The sequence below is a fragment of the Pseudarthrobacter sp. MEB009 genome (genome assembly GCF_030208875.1).
In the GTDB taxonomy this organism is placed as follows: Bacteria; Actinomycetota; Actinomycetes; order Actinomycetales; family Micrococcaceae; genus Arthrobacter.
Map to the genome: position 1 here is coordinate 22,767 of NZ_JARVTC010000008.1, position 16,079 is coordinate 38,845.

The 16,079-nt window shown below is 68.2% G+C and carries 16 protein-coding genes; 5 read left to right on the forward strand and 11 right to left on the reverse strand.

The annotated features are described in order from the left end of the window. Positions 1-4 precede the first annotated feature (4 nt). The 3 genes from QRN07_RS08260 to pheS are packed head-to-tail and all read right to left on the reverse strand — an operon-like array spanning position 5 to position 4,349. Positions 5-703 carry a 4'-phosphopantetheinyl transferase family protein gene (locus QRN07_RS08260; RefSeq protein ID WP_056595939.1) on the reverse strand — a complete coding sequence of 233 codons (699 nt, stop codon included), beginning with the start codon at positions 701-703 and terminating at the stop codon, positions 5-7. 38 nt (positions 704-741) lie between these two features. After that, the gene (pheT, locus tag QRN07_RS08265; protein ID WP_050685684.1) at positions 742-3,285 is read right to left on the reverse strand and encodes a phenylalanine--tRNA ligase subunit beta; all 2,544 of its coding nucleotides are present in this window, start codon (positions 3,283-3,285) and stop codon (positions 742-744) included. A gap of 2 nt (positions 3,286-3,287) precedes the next feature. Beyond that, positions 3,288-4,349 carry a phenylalanine--tRNA ligase subunit alpha gene (gene pheS / locus QRN07_RS08270; RefSeq protein ID WP_056595932.1) on the reverse strand — a complete coding sequence of 354 codons (1,062 nt, stop codon included), beginning with the start codon at positions 4,347-4,349 and terminating at the stop codon, positions 3,288-3,290. 200 nt (positions 4,350-4,549) lie between these two features. On the opposite strand from pheS, the gene QRN07_RS08275 reads away from it, so the two are divergent. Genes QRN07_RS08275 through QRN07_RS08285 form a run of 3 tightly spaced genes read left to right on the forward strand, consistent with a single transcriptional unit; the run spans position 4,550 to position 6,929 of the window. Beyond that, positions 4,550-5,077, forward strand: coding sequence for a hypothetical protein (locus QRN07_RS08275; RefSeq protein WP_285240800.1), 528 nt, complete (start codon positions 4,550-4,552; stop codon positions 5,075-5,077). Next, complete coding sequence (locus QRN07_RS08280; RefSeq protein ID WP_285240801.1) at positions 5,074-5,745, forward strand: SIMPL domain-containing protein; 672 nt, start codon at positions 5,074-5,076, stop codon at positions 5,743-5,745. Before QRN07_RS08275 ends, QRN07_RS08280 begins: the two co-directional genes overlap by 4 nt. Before the next feature lie 56 nt (positions 5,746-5,801). Next, positions 5,802-6,929, forward strand: a complete 1,128-nt coding sequence (locus QRN07_RS08285) for an Rv2578c family radical SAM protein (protein ID WP_285240823.1) — start codon at positions 5,802-5,804, stop codon at positions 6,927-6,929. An 86-nt stretch (positions 6,930-7,015) separates the two neighbouring features. On the opposite strand, the gene QRN07_RS08290 is transcribed toward QRN07_RS08285, so the two are convergent. Continuing rightward, entirely contained in the window at positions 7,016-7,468 is a 453-nt protein-coding gene (locus tag QRN07_RS08290) for a (deoxy)nucleoside triphosphate pyrophosphohydrolase (protein ID WP_285240802.1), read from the reverse strand. Positions 7,469-7,629: 161 nt separating this feature from the next. Here QRN07_RS08290 and QRN07_RS08295 point away from each other — a divergent pair, with 161 nt between their 5' ends. After that, on the forward strand, positions 7,630-8,838 hold the full coding sequence (locus QRN07_RS08295) for an MFS transporter (RefSeq protein WP_285240803.1): 1,209 nt from the start codon (positions 7,630-7,632) through the stop codon (positions 8,836-8,838). 21 nt (positions 8,839-8,859) lie between these two features. Here the strand turns inward: QRN07_RS08295 and QRN07_RS08300 are convergent, their stop codons facing one another. From QRN07_RS08300 to infC, 5 genes are all read right to left on the reverse strand, one after another. After that, positions 8,860-9,783 (reverse strand): cation diffusion facilitator family transporter, encoded by a 924-nt coding sequence (locus QRN07_RS08300; protein ID WP_050685709.1) that lies wholly within the window; start codon positions 9,781-9,783, stop codon positions 8,860-8,862. A 123-nt stretch (positions 9,784-9,906) separates the two neighbouring features. Then, the gene (locus QRN07_RS08305; protein ID WP_285240804.1) at positions 9,907-10,824 is read right to left on the reverse strand and encodes a TrmH family RNA methyltransferase; all 918 of its coding nucleotides are present in this window, start codon (positions 10,822-10,824) and stop codon (positions 9,907-9,909) included. A 66-nt stretch (positions 10,825-10,890) separates the two neighbouring features. After that, the gene (gene rplT, locus QRN07_RS08310; protein ID WP_285240805.1) at positions 10,891-11,385 is read right to left on the reverse strand and encodes a 50S ribosomal protein L20; all 495 of its coding nucleotides are present in this window, start codon (positions 11,383-11,385) and stop codon (positions 10,891-10,893) included. Between the two features lie 118 nt (positions 11,386-11,503). Then, complete coding sequence (rpmI, locus tag QRN07_RS08315) at positions 11,504-11,698, reverse strand: 50S ribosomal protein L35 (protein ID WP_009358635.1); 195 nt, start codon at positions 11,696-11,698, stop codon at positions 11,504-11,506. A 118-nt stretch (positions 11,699-11,816) separates the two neighbouring features. Continuing rightward, the gene (infC, locus tag QRN07_RS08320) at positions 11,817-12,839 is read right to left on the reverse strand and encodes a translation initiation factor IF-3 (protein WP_502934785.1); all 1,023 of its coding nucleotides are present in this window, start codon (positions 12,837-12,839) and stop codon (positions 11,817-11,819) included. Between the two features lie 397 nt (positions 12,840-13,236). Between infC and QRN07_RS08325 the strand changes: the two genes are divergently transcribed. Beyond that, complete coding sequence (locus QRN07_RS08325) at positions 13,237-13,623, forward strand: DUF1844 domain-containing protein (protein ID WP_056595916.1); 387 nt, start codon at positions 13,237-13,239, stop codon at positions 13,621-13,623. Positions 13,624-13,831: 208 nt separating this feature from the next. Here the strand turns inward: QRN07_RS08325 and QRN07_RS08330 are convergent, their stop codons facing one another. Beyond that, complete coding sequence (locus tag QRN07_RS08330) at positions 13,832-15,133, reverse strand: MFS transporter (protein WP_285240806.1); 1,302 nt, start codon at positions 15,131-15,133, stop codon at positions 13,832-13,834. Positions 15,134-15,188: 55 nt separating this feature from the next. Further along, positions 15,189-16,076, reverse strand: a complete 888-nt coding sequence (locus QRN07_RS08335; RefSeq protein ID WP_285240807.1) for an SseB family protein — start codon at positions 16,074-16,076, stop codon at positions 15,189-15,191. Positions 16,077-16,079 lie beyond the last annotated feature (3 nt).

Here is a 16,079-nt window from a genome sequence, read left to right on the forward strand (position 1 = left end):
GGGCTCAGGCCTGCTGTTCCAGTGCCGGGTCTCCAGCCAGCTCCGGCAGCGTCCCGTCGGAACGGGCGACGGCGGCCGCCAGGTGGGCGGGCAGCCCGCTCCGGGCGGGGGCCAAGTCAGCCAGGCCCGGCAGGGCGGTGACGTCCAGTCCGGCCGGGGACGTCCGCAGCCCCTCGCCGGTCATTTTCAACCAGGCTTCCTTGCGCGCCCAGAGCCGGGCCTGGGCGGCCAGCAACATGTCCCCGTGGAGCGGCGCCACCGCCCGCTGCTCGGCTGCCGTCAGGGCCACGCCGGCAAAGCCCGCAAAACCGGTCCGGGCCGGGTCCTCCACATCAACGCCGAGCAAAAAACCCGGCGCCGGATCCGTCACGGCGGCCAGCAGGGTCCAGCCCGCCGCCCGGGAAAGGCTGAGGACCAGGGGCGCCGGAACACCGGCCAGGGTGTAGCCGGGCCTGCCGTGGCCGGCGTCCGGGCCGCAGCGCGGGCAGCGATAGCTGGCGGTGAGGTCGCCGGCCGGCACTCCCAGGAGCTCCGCCGCGAACCGGCGCTGGGCCAGCCGGCCGGCCACGAACACAGCCCGCACCGCCGGTGCCATGGCCGCGGCGCGGGCCAGCTCTGACGTGTCCAGCTCCGCGCCGGCTGTTGGGGCCTGCGGCGGCAGCAAAAAGGGCGGGATGGCACGCACCACAAACCTCGAGGCCATGCATCCCGCCCTTCCAGGACTTCCCGCCGCAGCGGCTCCTAGCGCTGGACGGCGCCGAACCGCTCGCCGGCCAGCGCCACGGCACTTTCGCGGGCTGCCGAGGCCTCGTCCGCCGTCAGTGTCCTGTCGGCAGCCCGGAACCGGAGCCCGAAGGCCAGCGACTTCCGGCCGTCCTCGATGCCCTTGCCGGCGTAGACGTCAAAGAGTGCCACGTCCTCCAGGAGTTCGCCGGCGCCTTCGCGGAGCGCAGCGAGGACACTGTCAGCCGGCACGTCGGCAGGCACCACGAGTGCCACGTCCTGGGTGGCCACGGGGAACGCGGAGATGTGGCGGGCCACAATCACGTCCGGCGCGGCTTGGAACAGGGCGTCCGCGTTCAGTTCCAGCGCCACAGAGCGGGCCGGCATGTCCGCTGCGGCCAGGAGCTTGGGATGCAGTTCGCCGGCGTAGCCCACCGGTTCCCCGGAACGCAGCGACAGCAGCGCCGCCCGGCCCGGGTGGAAGGCCTGGTGCCTGCCCTGGCTGGCCACCAGGTCAACGCCCAGGACGTCGCCGGCAAACCGGGCGATGTCCAGTGCGTCGGCCCAGTCCCAGGCGCGCGGCGTGTGGGCCGCGGCTGCCGGTGAGTCGTGTCCGGTGAATACGGCGGCGACGTGGAACGGCTGGTCCGGGACGCCGTCGTACAGTCCATCAAGCACCTCGTCCGAAGGCTTGGCGCCCAACGGCGGGATCTCCGCGGTGCCCACGGTACCGGACGGCAGGAACACCAGGCCGCTTTCGAAGACGGCGAGGTCGCGGAAGCCGCGGGAGTGGTTGCGCTTGGCCACCTCGATCAGGCCCGGCAGGATGGAGGTCCGCAGGAAGCCCTGCTCCTCGCTGATGGGGTTGGCCAGCTTGACGGCGCTGCGGACAGCGCCGGCCTCGGCGACGCCGAACGTGTCGTTCGCTGCCTTGGTGACAAACGGGTAGGACAGGACCTCGGTGAGGCCGGCGTCCGCCAGGGCCTGGATGAGGCGCCGGCGCTGCTGCTGCAGCCGGGTCAGGCCGCGGCCGGGTGGCGCCACGGGCAAGGTGGCAGGGATCTTGTCGTACCCCACCAGCCGGGCGATTTCCTCGGTCAGGTCTTCCTTGGTTTCCAGGTCGCTCCGCCAGCTGGGCGCCGTGACGGTCCAGCCGGCGTCGGACGCTTCAACGGTGGCGCCGAGGTCCACCAGGGAGGTGGTGATCTGCTCCGCGGTGAAGTCGATGCCGATCCGCTGCGCGGCGAAGCCTGCCGGCAGGGTGATGGTGACGGCGCCGGGCGCGGTCCCAACATCCGTCCCGGTTGCGTCGGCGGTGCCGCCGGCGAGGTCAACCAGCAGGTCAACCACACGCTGGGCTGCAACATCCGCCACGTGCCAGTCCACGCCACGCTCGAAGCGCTTGGACGCCTCGGACGGCAGCTTGTGGCGGCGCCGGGAGCGGCCGATTGACACCTCGTCGAAGTGGGCGGCCTCCACCAGGATGGTCGACGTCGAATCGCCCACCTCGGTCGCGGCGCCGCCCATCACACCGGCAATGCCGATCGGGCCGGAACCGTCGGTGATCAGGAGGTCCCCGGCGTCGAGCGCCCGGTCCTTCCCGTCAAGGGTGGTGAGCCTCTCGCCCGCGGCGGCGCGGCGCACCACAATGCCGCCGGACAATTTGTCCTTGTCGTAGCAGTGCGTGGGCTGGCCCAGTTCAAGCATCACGTAGTTGGAGATGTCCACGGGAAGGGAAATGGAACGGATGCCGGCCAGCCGCAGCCGGGACGTCATCCACGGCGGCGTGGGCCTGGTGGCGTCAACGCCTGAGACGGTGCGGGCCACAAACCTGTCGCAGCCCGGCTTGCCGTAGATGGGGGCGGCGTCGTCAAGTGTCACGGCGTAGCCGCCGGTGAGGCCCTGGGGCGCCTGCACGTTGGCGGCGGGGTCCGTGAATGGTGTGCCGGTGGCGTGGGCATACTCGCGGGCCACACCGCGGATGGAGAACGCGTAGCCGCGGTCAGGGGTGACGTTGATTTCGGCTGCCTGGTCGTAGAGGCCCAGCAGTTCCATGGCGTCGGTGCCGATTTCCGGGTCCAGGCCGATCCGGGACAGCACCAGGATGCCGTCGTGGTCATCGCCGATCCCCAGTTCACGGACGGAGGCGATCATGCCGGCGGAAAGGTGGCCGTAGGTTTTCCGCGCCGAGATGCGGAAGTCGCCGGGCAGGACGGCGCCGGGCAGTGTGACCACCACTTTGTCCCCTGCCACGAAGTTGTGCGCGCCGCAGATGATGCCCTGCACACCGGAGGGGTCGATGCCGTCGCCGGTGAGGGTCTGCTCCTGGCCTTCGGGGACAACGCGGACCTGGCACCAGTTGATGGTTTTGCCGTTGGTCTGGGGTTCCTTGACGATGCTCAGGACCTGGCCCACCACAATGGGACCCTGCAGGGTGTCGGTGGGACGGTGCACGTCCTCCTCTTCGAAACCGACCTTGACCAGTTCCGCCATCACATCTTCGGCCGTTGCTCCGGCCGGTACTGCCGCGAACTCACGCAGCCAGGAAATTGGGATACGCATGCTTAGATCTCCATCCCGAAGTGCTCGCTGAAACGTACATCGCCTTCGATCATGTCGCGCATGTCGCCCACCTCGTTGCGGAACATCAGGGCGCGTTCGATCCCCATGCCGAAGGCAAAACCTGAGTACACGTCCGGGTCGATGCCGGCGGCGCGCAGGACGTTGGGGTTGATCATGCCGCAGCCACCCCACTCGATCCAGCGCGGACCACCCTTGGCGCCGGGGTGCCAGATGTCCAGTTCGGCGGACGGCTCGGTGAACGGGAAATAGTTGGGCCGCAGCCGGACGGAGGCCTCATCGCCGAACATCTGCCGGGTGAAGTGCTCCAGGGTGCCCAGGAGGTCGGCCATGCTCAGGTTTTTGTCGATGGCCAGGCCCTCGAACTGGTGGAACACCGGGGTGTGGGTGGCATCGAGTTCATCGGTGCGGAACACCTTGCCGGGGCACAGCACATAGATGGGGACTTCGCGTTCCAGCATGGAGCGCACCTGCACCGGGGAGGTGTGGGTGCGCATCACCAGGTGCGCCTCGGGCGGCTCCACAAAGAAGGTGTCCTGCATTTCGCGGGCCGGGTGGTCCGGCTTGAAGTTCAGTGCGTCGAAGTTGAACCATTCCGATTCAACCTCGGGGCCTTCGGCGATTTCCCAGCCCATGCCCACAAAGATGTCCGCAACGCGGTCCTGCAGCGTTGAGAGCGGGTGCCGGGCGCCGGCACGACGACGGCGGGGCGCGGCGGTGACGTCAACGGTTTCTTCCAGCAGGATCCGGGCGTCGTTTTCGGCTTCCAGCTCGGCTGTCCGGTCCGCGAGCGCTTTGTTGACCTTGCCGCGGGAAGACCCCATCAGCTTGCCGGCGATGGCTTTCTGGTCTTTGGGAAGGGCTCCGATTTCGCGGTTGGCGAGGCTCAGGGGCGACTTTTCGCCCGTGTGCGCCAGCCGCACCGCCTTCAGCCCATCGAGGGTGCCAGCACCGGCAATGGCGGTGATGGCCTGGTCTACAGCGGCGTTGATGGCGGCTTCATCCGTGGGGTTCGGGATGGCGGCGCCCGGCAAAGTTTCAGTCATCTACTGTTCTTAGCTACGAGTTGCGGCTGCCGGCGGCGGGGCACCCGGCGCGGTTTCCCGGCGGCGCGTCCCGTCACTGGCAGGTCATGGACGGACGCCCCCGGTTTCAGGGCTTCCAATGACCAGGTTCAGGGCACACCGGAAAAAACCGGTGGGCCTTTTTCTCCAGTCTAATTGAACGCTCCGGCTACCATGGCCTCATGACATTACGGCAGGGTCCGGGACCCCGCCCGCCCCTCACGGCAGGACAGCGGCTGCGGCAGGCTGCCAATGTGGTCAACGGCAGCACCCTGGCCGGCGTTGTGGTGGCACTGGCCGCCAGGACCCGGCTCAGCGCCGGCCCGCGGGGCCTGATCCTGGCCGAAGGGTATGCGTGGCGGCTACCGGTTGCCGGTGCTTTCACGCTGGGCAACGTGGTCCTGTGCCGCGGGAGCACAGCAGGAATGCTGGCCCGGCCAGCGCTGCTGGGCCATGAGGAGCGCCACTGCACGCAGTATGCCTGGTGCCTGGGCCTGCCCTTCATCCCGTTGTACCTGTTGGCTGCCGGCTGGTCCGTGGCGCGCACCGGAAACCCCGGAACGGGCAACGTCTTTGAGCGCAACGCCGGGCTGGCCGCCGGCGGCTACCCCGTGCACACGCCACCCCGGAAGGCCGTTGCTGGTGCGGTCCGACGGCTTTTTGGCTTCTTCCCACCCCCGCCACCACGTGTTCAAAGGAGAACCGTATGAGTAGCAACCAGCTGTTCGAAACATCCGGACCCATGCCAGGGACCGTGACCGTCACGGGCACGGGCTGGGCCGATGCCGCGCCGGACCTGATGGTGGTCGCCATTGGCGTGGAGAGCCGCGCCCCGTCCGTGGACGAGGCCTATACCGCCGCCGGCCGGGCCCTGTCCGCTGTGGCCGCCACCTTCAAAGGCAACGGCGTGGCCCCAGCCGATATCCGGACCACGGGGCTCGGCGTCCGTGCTGACCTTGTCTGGCGCGATGGCGAGGGCCAGCGGGTGGCAGGCTACATTGCCACCAGCTCGCTGTCGGTCCAGCTCCGGGACATGGAGTCCGCGTCGGCAACGGTCTCGGCCGCAGCAGCAGCCGGCGGCAACGACGTGCGCCTGCACAACCTCCAGCTGGCCATCCTGGACGACGCAGCGGTGCGTGCCGGTGCCCGCGAAGCTGCCTGGCGCAACGCCCAGGCCGCAGCATCCCAGTTCGCAGCCCTCGCTTCCGCCCGGCTGGGCAGGGTGGTGTCCGTGGCGGAGCGGGGCCCCGGGGCGGGGCCGATGCCCGTGGCGGGCCTGCAGCGGGCGGCTGCGGTGGAGAGCGTCGCCATTGAGGCGGGCGAGGACAGGGTGGAGGCCGCCGTCACCGTGGTCTGGGAACTCGTCTCGGAATCCTAGGGCTCCACCGCGGCGCCTCCTTGACAATCATTCGAACATACCTTCGAATGGAAGCCATGAGATGGGATGCGCAAGCACTGGTACCGGCACCGGACCCCGGCACGGCGGGAGCAGCTCCGGCGCTCCTGCCCCTGGCGGGCCTGGTCCGCTCCGTCACCACTCCGGAGTTCGCCGGCATCACGTTCCATGAGGTCACCGCCAAATCGGTGCTCAACAAGGTGCCGGCGGGATCCCGGATGCCGTTCGAATGGACGGTCAATCCCTACCGCGGCTGCAGCCACGCCTGTGTGTACTGCTTCGCCCGCAAAAGCCACACGTACCTGGATTTCGACGCCGGCCTGGACTTCGACAGCCAGGTGGTGGTCAAGGTCAACGCCGCCGAAGTCCTCCGCAGCGAGCTGTCAAAGCCCTCGTGGAAGGGCCACCAGGTGGCCCTGGGAACCAATACCGACCCCTACCAGCGCGCCGAAGGCCGGTACAAGCTGATGCCGGGGATCATCGCCGCCCTGGCAGAGACCGGCACGCCGTTCTCCATCCTGACCAAAGGCACCCTGCTGGGCCGGGACATTCCGTTGCTTAAAAGCGCTGCCTCGCAGGTTCCGGTGGGCCTGGGCATCTCGCTGGCGATGACGGACGAAGAGCTGTCCGAAGCCATTGAACCCGGCACCCCGGGGCCGCGCGCCAGGCTGAAACTGGTCTCCCGGCTGCGGGAAGCCGGCCTGCCCTGCGGCGTGATGGCCATGCCCATCCTGCCCTGGCTCTCCGACAGCGACGAGGCCCTGGATTCACTGTTCTCGGCGCTGGCAGCTGCGGGCGCCACGGGGGTCTCCGCCGGCGCCCTGTACCTGAAGCCCGGCACCCGCGAATGGTTTATGCAATGGCTCGCCGCCAGGCACCCGGAGCTTGCCGGCAAGTACCGGCGGCTGTACGGCACGGGGTCCTACGCTTCCAAGGAATACCGCACCTGGCTGGCGGCCAAGGTCCGGTACTTCAAGGCGCGGCACGGCTTCACGGGCACGTCCGGCTTCAGCCATGATGACGTGGACGATCCCCGCGGCGAGGAGGCACAGTACCCGGCCGGCAGCATCCCGGAACCCGGGGCGGCCAACCACCGCCGTGCCGGGCAGCATGCCCTGGCCGCGGGTCCGAGCGCCGGGCCGGCGGGGCAGGACGCCCTCTTCTAGGCCTGCCGCATCCCTATCTGCCGGGTCCAGTCCTGCCGGATCCAGTCCTGCCGGGTCCAGTCCTGCCGGGTCCAAGCCTGCCGGGTCTAAGCCTGCCGCGCAGCTTCGCCGGCAACAGCCAGCTCTGCGAGCAGGGCCCTGACGATCGGAAAGTCCGCCGGAATCCACGGCAGGGCCAGGATCGCTTCCGGATCCGCCAGCGGCAGCCAGCGCAGCTCGTTGTGGTCCTCCAGAGGCTCCGGCTCACCCGTGACGATCTCCGCCAGCCACACCCGCATGCTGGCCTTTGCGTTCAGGGGCCAGCCCGTGGCCTCCGGTGCCGGCAGCTCAGCGCCCAACCGGGCTGCTATTCCAAGTTCCTCGGCAAGCTCCCGCACCAGTGCATCGTCGGGGCTTTCGCCGGGCTCAACCTTGCCGCCGGGGAACTCCCACAACCCTGCAAGCTGCTCCGGTGCGCTTCGGCGCGCCACGAGCAAACGGGCCGGTTCGGCCAGGCTGTCCACCAGGGCTCCGCCCACTACCTGTATCAGTCCAGTCACCGCCCCATTCTATGAGGGACAATGGAAGGACCGGGCAGCGCGCCGCACGGGCGGGAATACCGCAGCCGGCACCGCGGTTTCCGCAAAAGGCCCACCCCGTACCACCGCCCCACTGCCGTGGCATGTCCCACCATCAAGCACCACGTTCGAGAAGCAGGCACATGAGCAGCGACCTCCGCACGTCCACGGCGTCCCCGGCCACCTCCTCCTTCCTTGCCATGGCCATCATCGCCCTGGCCATGGGCGGGGTGGGGATCGGGGTCACGGAATTCACCATGATGGGGCTGCTCAAGGAGGTGGAGCAAGGCCTGGGGATTTCCACCCCGGAGGCCGGCCACCTGATTTCCGCCTATGCCCTGGGCGTGGTGGTGGGCGCGCCGCTGCTGGCGGCGGTGGGAGCCAAGCTGCCGCGCAAGCAGCTGGCACTGGGCCTGATGCTCTTCTTCACGCTGGCCAACCTCACGTCCTACCTGGCCCCCGACTACGGCACCATGCTGCTGTCCCGGTTTGCCGCCGGCCTTCCGCACGGCGCGTTCTTCGGTGTCGCCGCCGTCATCGCCGCATCCCTGGTGCCCGCGTCCCGGCGCGGCTGGGCCATTTCCATGGTGATGGCCGGCCTCAGCATCTCCAACGTGGTGGGTGTCCCCTTCGCCACCTGGCTGGGCCAAACCTACGGCTGGCGGTTGCTGTTCATCCTGGTGGGCGCCATCGGCCTGGTCACCATGGCCCTGATCTGGAAGTTCGTGCCATTCCAGGCGGCCCACCCGGACGCGAGCATCAGGCGTGAACTCGGCGCACTGAAACGAATCCAGGTGTGGCTGGCCATTGCCATCGGCATCGTGGGCTTCGGCGGGTTCTTCGCCACCTACACCTACATCGCCCACACCATGACAATGGTGGCCGGGATCCCGTCGTCGCTGATCCCGCTGGTGGTAGCCCTCTATGGGCTGGGCATGGTGGCCGGCAACGTGGTGGGCGGCCGGCTGGCCGACAAATCCGTGATGGGGACCATCTACAAGGTGCTGCCCGGCGTTGCCGTGGCACTGGTGGTCTACGCGGTGGCCGTGCACTGGCCCTGGTCCGCCTACGTCATGGTGTTTGTGGTGGGAGCCGCCGGGTCCATGCTGATCCCGGCCCTGCAGACCCGGCTGCTGGACGCGTCCCCGGACGCCCCCTCGCTGGCCTCGTCCCTGAACCACGCGGCCCTGAACGTGGCCAACGCCCTGGGTGCATTCCTGGGCGGCGTGGTCATCGCCCTCGGCTGGGGCTACGTCGCCCCGGCCCTGGTCGGTGCGGTGCTGGCCCTCCTGGGCTTCGGCGTCGCCATCCTCAGCGGCCTCCTGGAACGCAAAAAGCCGCTGACCGCCTGAGCCCGGGTTGGACTCCCGGGATTATTCGCCGGTATCCGACCGGTTGAGGTCCGGTTCCAGGTAGATGACCCTGGCGATGGGCACTGCTGCCCGGATCCGCGCCTCGGTCCTGTCGATTTCCCGGGCGATCTGCCGGCCCGTCTCCGTGCTGTCCACGGCGATCTTGGCTGCCACCAGCAGTTCATCGGGTCCAAGGTGCAGGGTCTTGAGGTGGATGATGCGGCCGCCGTCGGCCTCGATGGCGGCCCTGATGCGCTCCAGGTCCTCTTTACCGGCGGACTCCCCCACCAGCAGGGACTTGGTCTCCATGGCCAGGACCACGGCGATGGCCACCAGCAGGAGACCAATCATGCCAGTGCCGGCGGCGTCCCACACCCCGTTCCCTGTCAGCAGGGTCAGGCCCACCCCCATCAGGGCGAAGGCCAGGCCTATAAGGGCGCCAAAGTCCTCGAGCAGGATGACGGGCAGTTCCGGCTGTTTTGCGCTCCGGATGAACTTCACCCAGGTCTGCTTGCCGCGGACGGTGTTGGATTCGCGGATCGCCGTCCGGAACGAAAGGGATTCCGCCACGATCGCGCCCACCAGCACGGCCAGTGGCACCCACCAGAAGCTGCCCTCGATGGGATGCGGTTCCAGGAATTTTTCGTAGGCCTCGTAGAGGGCAAACAGGCCACCGACGCTGAACAGCACAATGGCAACGATAAATGCGTAGATGTAGCGCTCCCGGCCGTAGCCGAACGGGTGCTCCGGGCTGGCAGCACGCCGGGACTTCTTTCCGCCCACCAGCAGCAGGAGCTGGTTGCCAGAGTCCGCCAGCGAGTGGATGGCTTCGGCCAGCATCGACGAGGACAGCGTCAGCAGGTACGCCACGAACTTGAGGACGGCGATGCCCAGGTTCGCGGCCAGGGCCGCCACGATCGCTTTGGTACCGCCATTGGCAGCCACGGTGGCTTCCACCTCTCCAGGATCAGGAATCCAGCACTTATTACGGACCCAGCTTGGCTCCGCCCATGCATTACCGTACCCGGCCGGAACCTGGAGCGCACGGCAGTGCGGCCCGGCGGCGCCTTACCGGTCAGCTGGCTGTGCGGCTGGCTCCTGCTGCGAGCGGGCGCTGGCGTAGAGGCACACGGTGGCCGCGGTGCCGAGGTTGAGGCTTTCGGCAGCGCCGTAGATGGGGACCGCCACCCGATGCTCGGCCAGGGCCAGTTCGTCCTCCGAGAGGCCCTGCGCCTCGTTGCCGAACAACCAGGCCGTGGGGGCCGCCAGGTCGTAGCCGGTCTCCGGCCCGTCACCGGTCAGCCTGCGCCGGGCACTGCCGTCCTGGAGCGTGTCCAGGTTCAGGGCGCCATAGCCGTCGGCGGCGAGGACCCCGATCCCCCGTTCCTTGCAGGCCGCCACCACTTCCGCCACGTCTGCACCGATGACCACCGGAAGGTGGAAAAGCGAGCCTGCCGTGGAGCGGACGGCTTTGGGATTGTAGATGTCCACGCTGGAACCGGTCAGCACCACGGCGTCCGCCCCGGCGGAGTCGGCGGCCCGGAGGACCGTCCCGGCGTTCCCCGGGTCCCGGACCTGGCACAGGACGGCAATCAGGCGTGGGCCGACGTCGAGCACGTCAGTGAGGGACACGTCCACAAAGCGGCAGACGGCCACAATTCCCTGCGGGTTGACGGTGTCCGCCATGGCTGCCAGGACATCCTCGGTTGCCAGCCGCGCATCGGTGCCCTCCGCGAGCCCATCAAACTCCGGGTAGCGGTCCAGGCAGGCCTCACTGGCAAACACTTCGGTCACGATGCCCGGCGCACCTGCGGCCAGCCGCTGCTGGTGCAGCTTCAGGGCTTCCCGCACCGCCTGGGGGCCTTCCACCAGGAATTCGCCGCGCCTTAAACGGGCCGGGCGCCCTGCAAGTTTCGCCACGTCCCGGACCCGATCTGCTCGGGGGTTGGAAATTGGAAAATCTTGCGGGCGCCCGGTTTCGTTCATATAAGAACTGTAATGGCTGCTGCCACCCGTTCCTGAACTGCCGTTTCCCGAAGGAACGCTTTGCTGCTACTCGGCTGCTGCAGCCTTCTTGGCGGCAGGCTTCTTCGCAGCAGGCTTCTTCGCAGCAGGCTTCTTCGCAGCAGGCTTCTTCTTCTCGGCCTTCGGCGCTGCGGCTTCAACCTGGACGGCCGGAGCGGACGTGTCGGCGGGCAGCGAGTTCTTGGCAACCTGGACCAGCGCGGCGAAAGCGTTGGCGTCCGAGACGGCCAGCTCGGCCAGCATGCGGCGGTCAACCTCAACCTCAGCGGCCTTCAGGCCCTGGATCAGTCGGTTGTAGGTGAGGCCGTTGGCGCGGGATGCAGCGTTGATGCGCTGGATCCACAGGCGGCGGAAGTCGCCCTTCTTCTTCTTGCGGTCGCCGTAGCTGTACACAAACGAGTGCAGCAGCTGCTCTTTGGCCTTGCGGTACAGGCGTGAACGCTGACCACGGTAACCCTTTGCGCGCTCAAGAATAACCCGACGCTTCTTGTGGGCGTTTACCGCCCTCTTCACACGTGCCACGTGCGTACTCCTTCGAAAATCTGATCCCAAGCATCTACTGCCGGTTTCCCGGCGGCCTGAGAAGGCTTTTTGGTAGCTGACCGGCTGCCGGTTGGCGGCCCGTCAAAGAACTTGGAAATTAGATGCCGAGCATCTTCCGGATGACCTTGGCGTCGCCCTTGAAGACGATCTTGTCGCCGGCGAGGCGGCGGGTCAGCCTGGAGGACTTGTGCTCGAGGTAGTGGCGGCGGTTGGCCTGCTGGCGGCGCAGCTTGCCGCTGCCGGTCAGCTTGAAGCGCTTCTTAGCACCACTGTGGGTCTTCATCTTCGGCATGGGAACCGATCTCCTTACGTGTCCGCAGGCTGGGCCTGCAGTTCTATCGAGCAGCCACCCTTACGGGCGGCGTGCTGGTTGCTGGCTGCCGGCGGGACTTACCGCCGGCAGTTGTGGACTAAGTGGTTTTCTTCGCAGCCGGCTTCGGCGCTGCCTTGGGGGCAGGGCGTGCAGCAGGCTTGGGGGCAGCAGGCCGGGCCATCGGCTTCGGCACAGCAGCCGGCTTGGGAGCGGCAGCCGGGGTGGCGGCTTCCGTCTTTTCAGCAGCAGCAGGCTTGGCAGCCGGGGCGGCGGCCTTCGGGGCTGCAGCCTTGGGAGCAGCGGCCTTCGGGGCAGCGGCCTTAGGAGCGGCAGCCTTCGGCGCGGCGGCCTTGGTGGCCTCCTGCTTGGGGGCTTCCTGCTTCGGAGCCTCCTGCTTGGGGGCTTCAGCCGGTGCTGCGGCGGCTTCGGAAGGTTCGACGGCGGCTGCCGGCTTTTCCTCCGGAGCCTCGACTGCTGCGGCGGGTTCGGTGGTGATGGCGAAGCCCTCGGGCAGCAGGTCCGCGAGGGACTGCGTGAAGGGTGCCTGGTCATCGCCGGAAACGTCGATGTGGCCGCCCGTTGCCCGGGCTTCGTTCTGTGCCTTGGACTCGGCGCGCTGGGTGGCGCGGCGGGCTTCGGCCTTGGCCTCAGCCTTGTTCTTGAGCGGGCCAACCACCATCACCATGTTGCGGCCGTCGATGCGGGGGCTGGACTCCACCACACCGACTTCAGCGACGTCGTCGGCGAAGCGCTGGAGCAGGCGGATGCCCATCTCGGGACGCTGCTGCTCACGGCCACGGAACTGGATCATGGCCTTGACCTTGTCCCCGGCGCCGAGGAAGCGGAGGGCGTGGCCGCGCTTGGTCTCGTAGTCGTGGGTGTCGATCTTAAGGCGGAAGCGGATTTCCTTCAGAACGGTGTTCGTCTGGTTCTTCCGGGCTTCACGGGCTTTGACAGCGGCTTCGTACTTGTACTTGCCGAAGTCCATCAGCTTGCACACCGGAGGCTTGGCCTGCGGCGCAACTTCAACGAGATCAAGATCGGACTCGGCAGCCAGGCGCAGTGCATCATCAATACGGACGATTCCTACCTGTTCACCTGCAGGGCCGACCAGCCGCACCTCGGGGACGCGGATACGCTCATTGATTCTTGGCTCGCTAATGTTAAAGCTCCTGTGTTTGTTGTGGATTCCGGCAAATAGAGAAGGCCCCCAATTGCCGGAGCAATCGAAGGCCTCTAAAAGGTTGACTGGACTGCCCCACTAAGGGACTGCCCGCACACACCGGCTACTGCCGGCGCCATGCCCAACCAGGTACCCGGCAACCTTGCGTCCATCAGATGTTCAGGAACATCGAAGGACAACGGCTGACGCGGGTGGGAGAGAACTCCGCTTGCAAACTGCATGCCATTCTACAGAAAAAGATTCCTGTCAACGCCGCGGGGCGCCGCAGGAATCCGATCGTAAGGACAATCTCTGAAATAACAGCATCCAGTCGGTCTGTGTCAAGCTTACCAGTATGAGCACCCCAGACAGTAATTCACATGTTTTCGAGCCTGCAGGTGACGCCGGTGGCGTCTCGCAGCAGATCCGGGACATTTCCGAAGTTCCGGCCATTGAGGTCATCACCACCGCCGCCGTGCACCTGATGAGCGCGGCCGCCGTCAAGCTGGGCCTCGCCGCCGAGGAAAACGCCGAAGAGCTCAAGGACCTCGACGAGGCCCGGAAGCTGATCCACGCCCTGGCCGGTCTGGTAACCGCCGCGGCACCCGAGATCGGCTCCCAGCACGCGGGCCCGTTGCGTGATGGCCTGCGGTCGCTGCAGCTGGCCTTCCGCGAGGAATCCCTGATCCAGGATCCGCCGGGCAAGGGTCCGGGCGAGAAGTTCACCGGCGCCGTCAACTGACGGACACCTTCCGGGGCGCCGGCTCCGGAGACTGATGACCACCACGGCGGCGGCCGGCCCACACGGGCCTGCCGCCGCCGTCGTTGGTTAACCAATCGGCTCTACGGGCCTGGCGGCTGCGCCGGCGGGCCGGCTCAGACAGCAATCCAGCCCACGCCGCAGCGCCGGCGGCCGTTGTTGTTGGTTTTACCAACCCCGGCCGTGCAGCTCAGGCGGTTGCGCGTCGCCGGCGAACCTGCTGAAGCACCAGTCCCACCAGGCACAGCAGGACTCCGGCGGTGCCGACGGCGAAGAAGCCGCCGGACGGACCGACACCGTCGATGAACACCCCGGCAAGCGGCGCGCCCAGGGCAACGCCGCCGGTCAGTGCAGAGCCGTACCAGCCCATGGCTTCGCCGCGGCGTTCCTCCGAGACCAGATCCGCGACCTTCTCCGACGCGGAGGACAGCACCGGCGCGCAGAGCAGGCCGGGGAGCAGGGAGACCAGCGCCAGGGTCCAGGTATCGTGCGCGAAGCCCATGGGGATGGTGAAGGCGGCCATTCCGAGCAGCAGCAGGATGGGTGACACGGGCCGGTGCATGGCACCGTAAATCAGTCCACCGACCACGGACGCGGCGCACCAGAACAGGAAAACAATCCCGATTTCGCCCTGGTGTCCGCCTCCTTCCAGGGCAGCGACGATTCCCACATCGGTGCCGCTGAGGACCATCCCGGTTCCGGCTGCCACGGCGAACAATGCCGCTACGGTCGCCGTGAACCAGGCGAAGTTGTGCGCCACCCGTCCCCGGATCCCCGGGGCTGGGGCACCTGCCGGCACCAGTTCCGCCGCCGCCTCCTGAAGGTGGGCCGGGGCCGCGGCCACCACTGCCGCTTCGGCGGCGTGGCGCTCGTCCCGGCTGCGCTCCCCCTCGGCGTCTGCGGTCTGGGCCGGGCTGCGGGTGGGTGGGTTGAACCACATGAGAAACAGGCCGGCGAAGGATGTGGCCAGGCCTACAACGGTGAGGCCGGCGACGGTGTGGCCGCTGGTGGCAATGATGGCGCCGGCCGCCGGGCCGATCATAAACACCAGTTCGGTGGTGATCGCGTCGAGGGCGAAGGCCGTGCGGCGCTGGTCCCCCTCAGCTAGGATGCCCAGCGATTGGCGGACCACGCTGAAGATGGGGAGGGTGAGCAGGCCGCCCACAAACACCAGGGGCAGCAGCCACTGGTACGAGACGTGGGGCACCACGGTCCAGATGACCGCTTCGGAAACCACGGATGGTATGAGGGCCTTCCGCAGGCCCACGGTGTCCACCCTGCGGCCCCGCCACGGCGCGCCAACGGCGATGCCGATGGTCATCACGGCGGCGGCGGCTCCGGCGGCGGCATAGCCCTGGTCCAGGGTGAGGACGATGTGCAGGGTCAGCAGCACGCCGGCTGCGGAGTGGGGAATACGGGCGATCATGCCCACCAGCAGCAGGCGCCGGATGGGTTGGACGGCGAGCAACTCCCGGTAGAGAGCGAAATTCACGAAAATGATCCTTAGGTCTGCCGCAGCCTCCCGGGGTTTCCCGCCTGGCTGCCGGCTAGTGTGTGGCGCGCCTCAACTTGACCTCGATCGAGTCGACCCGCTCCCCAAACAATACATTCCGCGACCACTCGCCCTGGAGCCCCGCCACCAGCTGCTGTACCCCGGCAGCGTCCAGCCCGTCCGCCAGGTAGAGCACCACCTGCAGCTCGGGACCGGCGCCGCCACCGGCAAGGGTTGAGCCGTCCGCTGCGGCGGTGCCCACTCCCCTGCCGGGTTTCAGCTGAAGGTCCCGGACGGCGGGGAAGGCCGCTGCAGCCTGCCGCATTTCGGTGGCCAGTTCCGCGTCCGCGTAGGACGGCGACCAGGAGTGCTGCTGGGCCAGCGCCCACAGGCCCGGTCTGCGGACCACAAAGGTGACCCCGGACCCTGGGTCAAGCACCATAAGCTCGGCGCCCTCTGCCACAGCGGACAGCGCGGCCCTGGCGGCGTAGACGGCCACCGGCCGGGCGTCCGGGTGCCAGGCCGAAAGGGCCCCGGCTGACGTGAAGGCCGGCATGGCCGTCCGTCCGTCCGCGGCCATGAGGGTGACCAATGCCATGTCGGCCTGCTTGTCGGCGTGCAGCCCCGAGTCCGTTTCGGCTTCCTCGGCCAGCTGCGCAACGATCGGGATAAACACCCTGGCCGTGGCCAGCGAAGCCACGACCCCGGCTTCGTCGCCGGTGCCGGACCGGAGTGCCGCGACGGCGGCGAGGTAACCGGCGTCGGCAGCGCCGTCGTCGTCGTCGAAATTGTGGATCCGGGCGTCATCGCCGGCCAGGCTGCGGCCTGCCCAGGGCTGTCCGGCAGAGTCGGCGGCGCCGCCGGCACCGGCCAACGCGGCGGCGATATGCCCGGGCAGGTGCCGGGGCGCGGGGCTGTCCGGACCGGACTCTCGGCTTGTCATGCG

Bases quoted from the DNA above. Each gene is read 5' to 3' on its own strand.
- QRN07_RS08295 (WP_285240803.1), top strand. From the start codon at position 7,630: ATGAGCAGCGACCTCCGCACGTCCACGGCGTCCCCGGCCACCTCCTCC.
- QRN07_RS08260 (WP_056595939.1), bottom strand. From the start codon at position 703: ATGGCCTCGAGGTTTGTGGTGCGTGCCATCCCGCCCTTTTTGCTGCCG.
- pheT (WP_050685684.1), bottom strand. From the start codon at position 3,285: ATGCGTATCCCAATTTCCTGGCTGCGTGAGTTCGCGGCAGTACCGGCC.
- QRN07_RS08305 (WP_285240804.1), bottom strand. From the start codon at position 10,824: ATGAACGAAACCGGGCGCCCGCAAGATTTTCCAATTTCCAACCCCCGA.
- QRN07_RS08325 (WP_056595916.1), top strand. From the start codon at position 13,237: ATGAGCACCCCAGACAGTAATTCACATGTTTTCGAGCCTGCAGGTGAC.
- QRN07_RS08335 (WP_285240807.1), bottom strand. From the start codon at position 16,076: ATGACAAGCCGAGAGTCCGGTCCGGACAGCCCCGCGCCCCGGCACCTG.
- pheS (WP_056595932.1), bottom strand. From the start codon at position 4,349: ATGACTGAAACTTTGCCGGGCGCCGCCATCCCGAACCCCACGGATGAA.
- QRN07_RS08275 (WP_285240800.1), top strand. From the start codon at position 4,550: ATGACATTACGGCAGGGTCCGGGACCCCGCCCGCCCCTCACGGCAGGA.
- QRN07_RS08280 (WP_285240801.1), top strand. From the start codon at position 5,074: ATGAGTAGCAACCAGCTGTTCGAAACATCCGGACCCATGCCAGGGACC.
- rpmI (WP_009358635.1), bottom strand. From the start codon at position 11,698: ATGCCGAAGATGAAGACCCACAGTGGTGCTAAGAAGCGCTTCAAGCTG.
- QRN07_RS08285 (WP_285240823.1), top strand. From the start codon at position 5,802: ATGAGATGGGATGCGCAAGCACTGGTACCGGCACCGGACCCCGGCACG.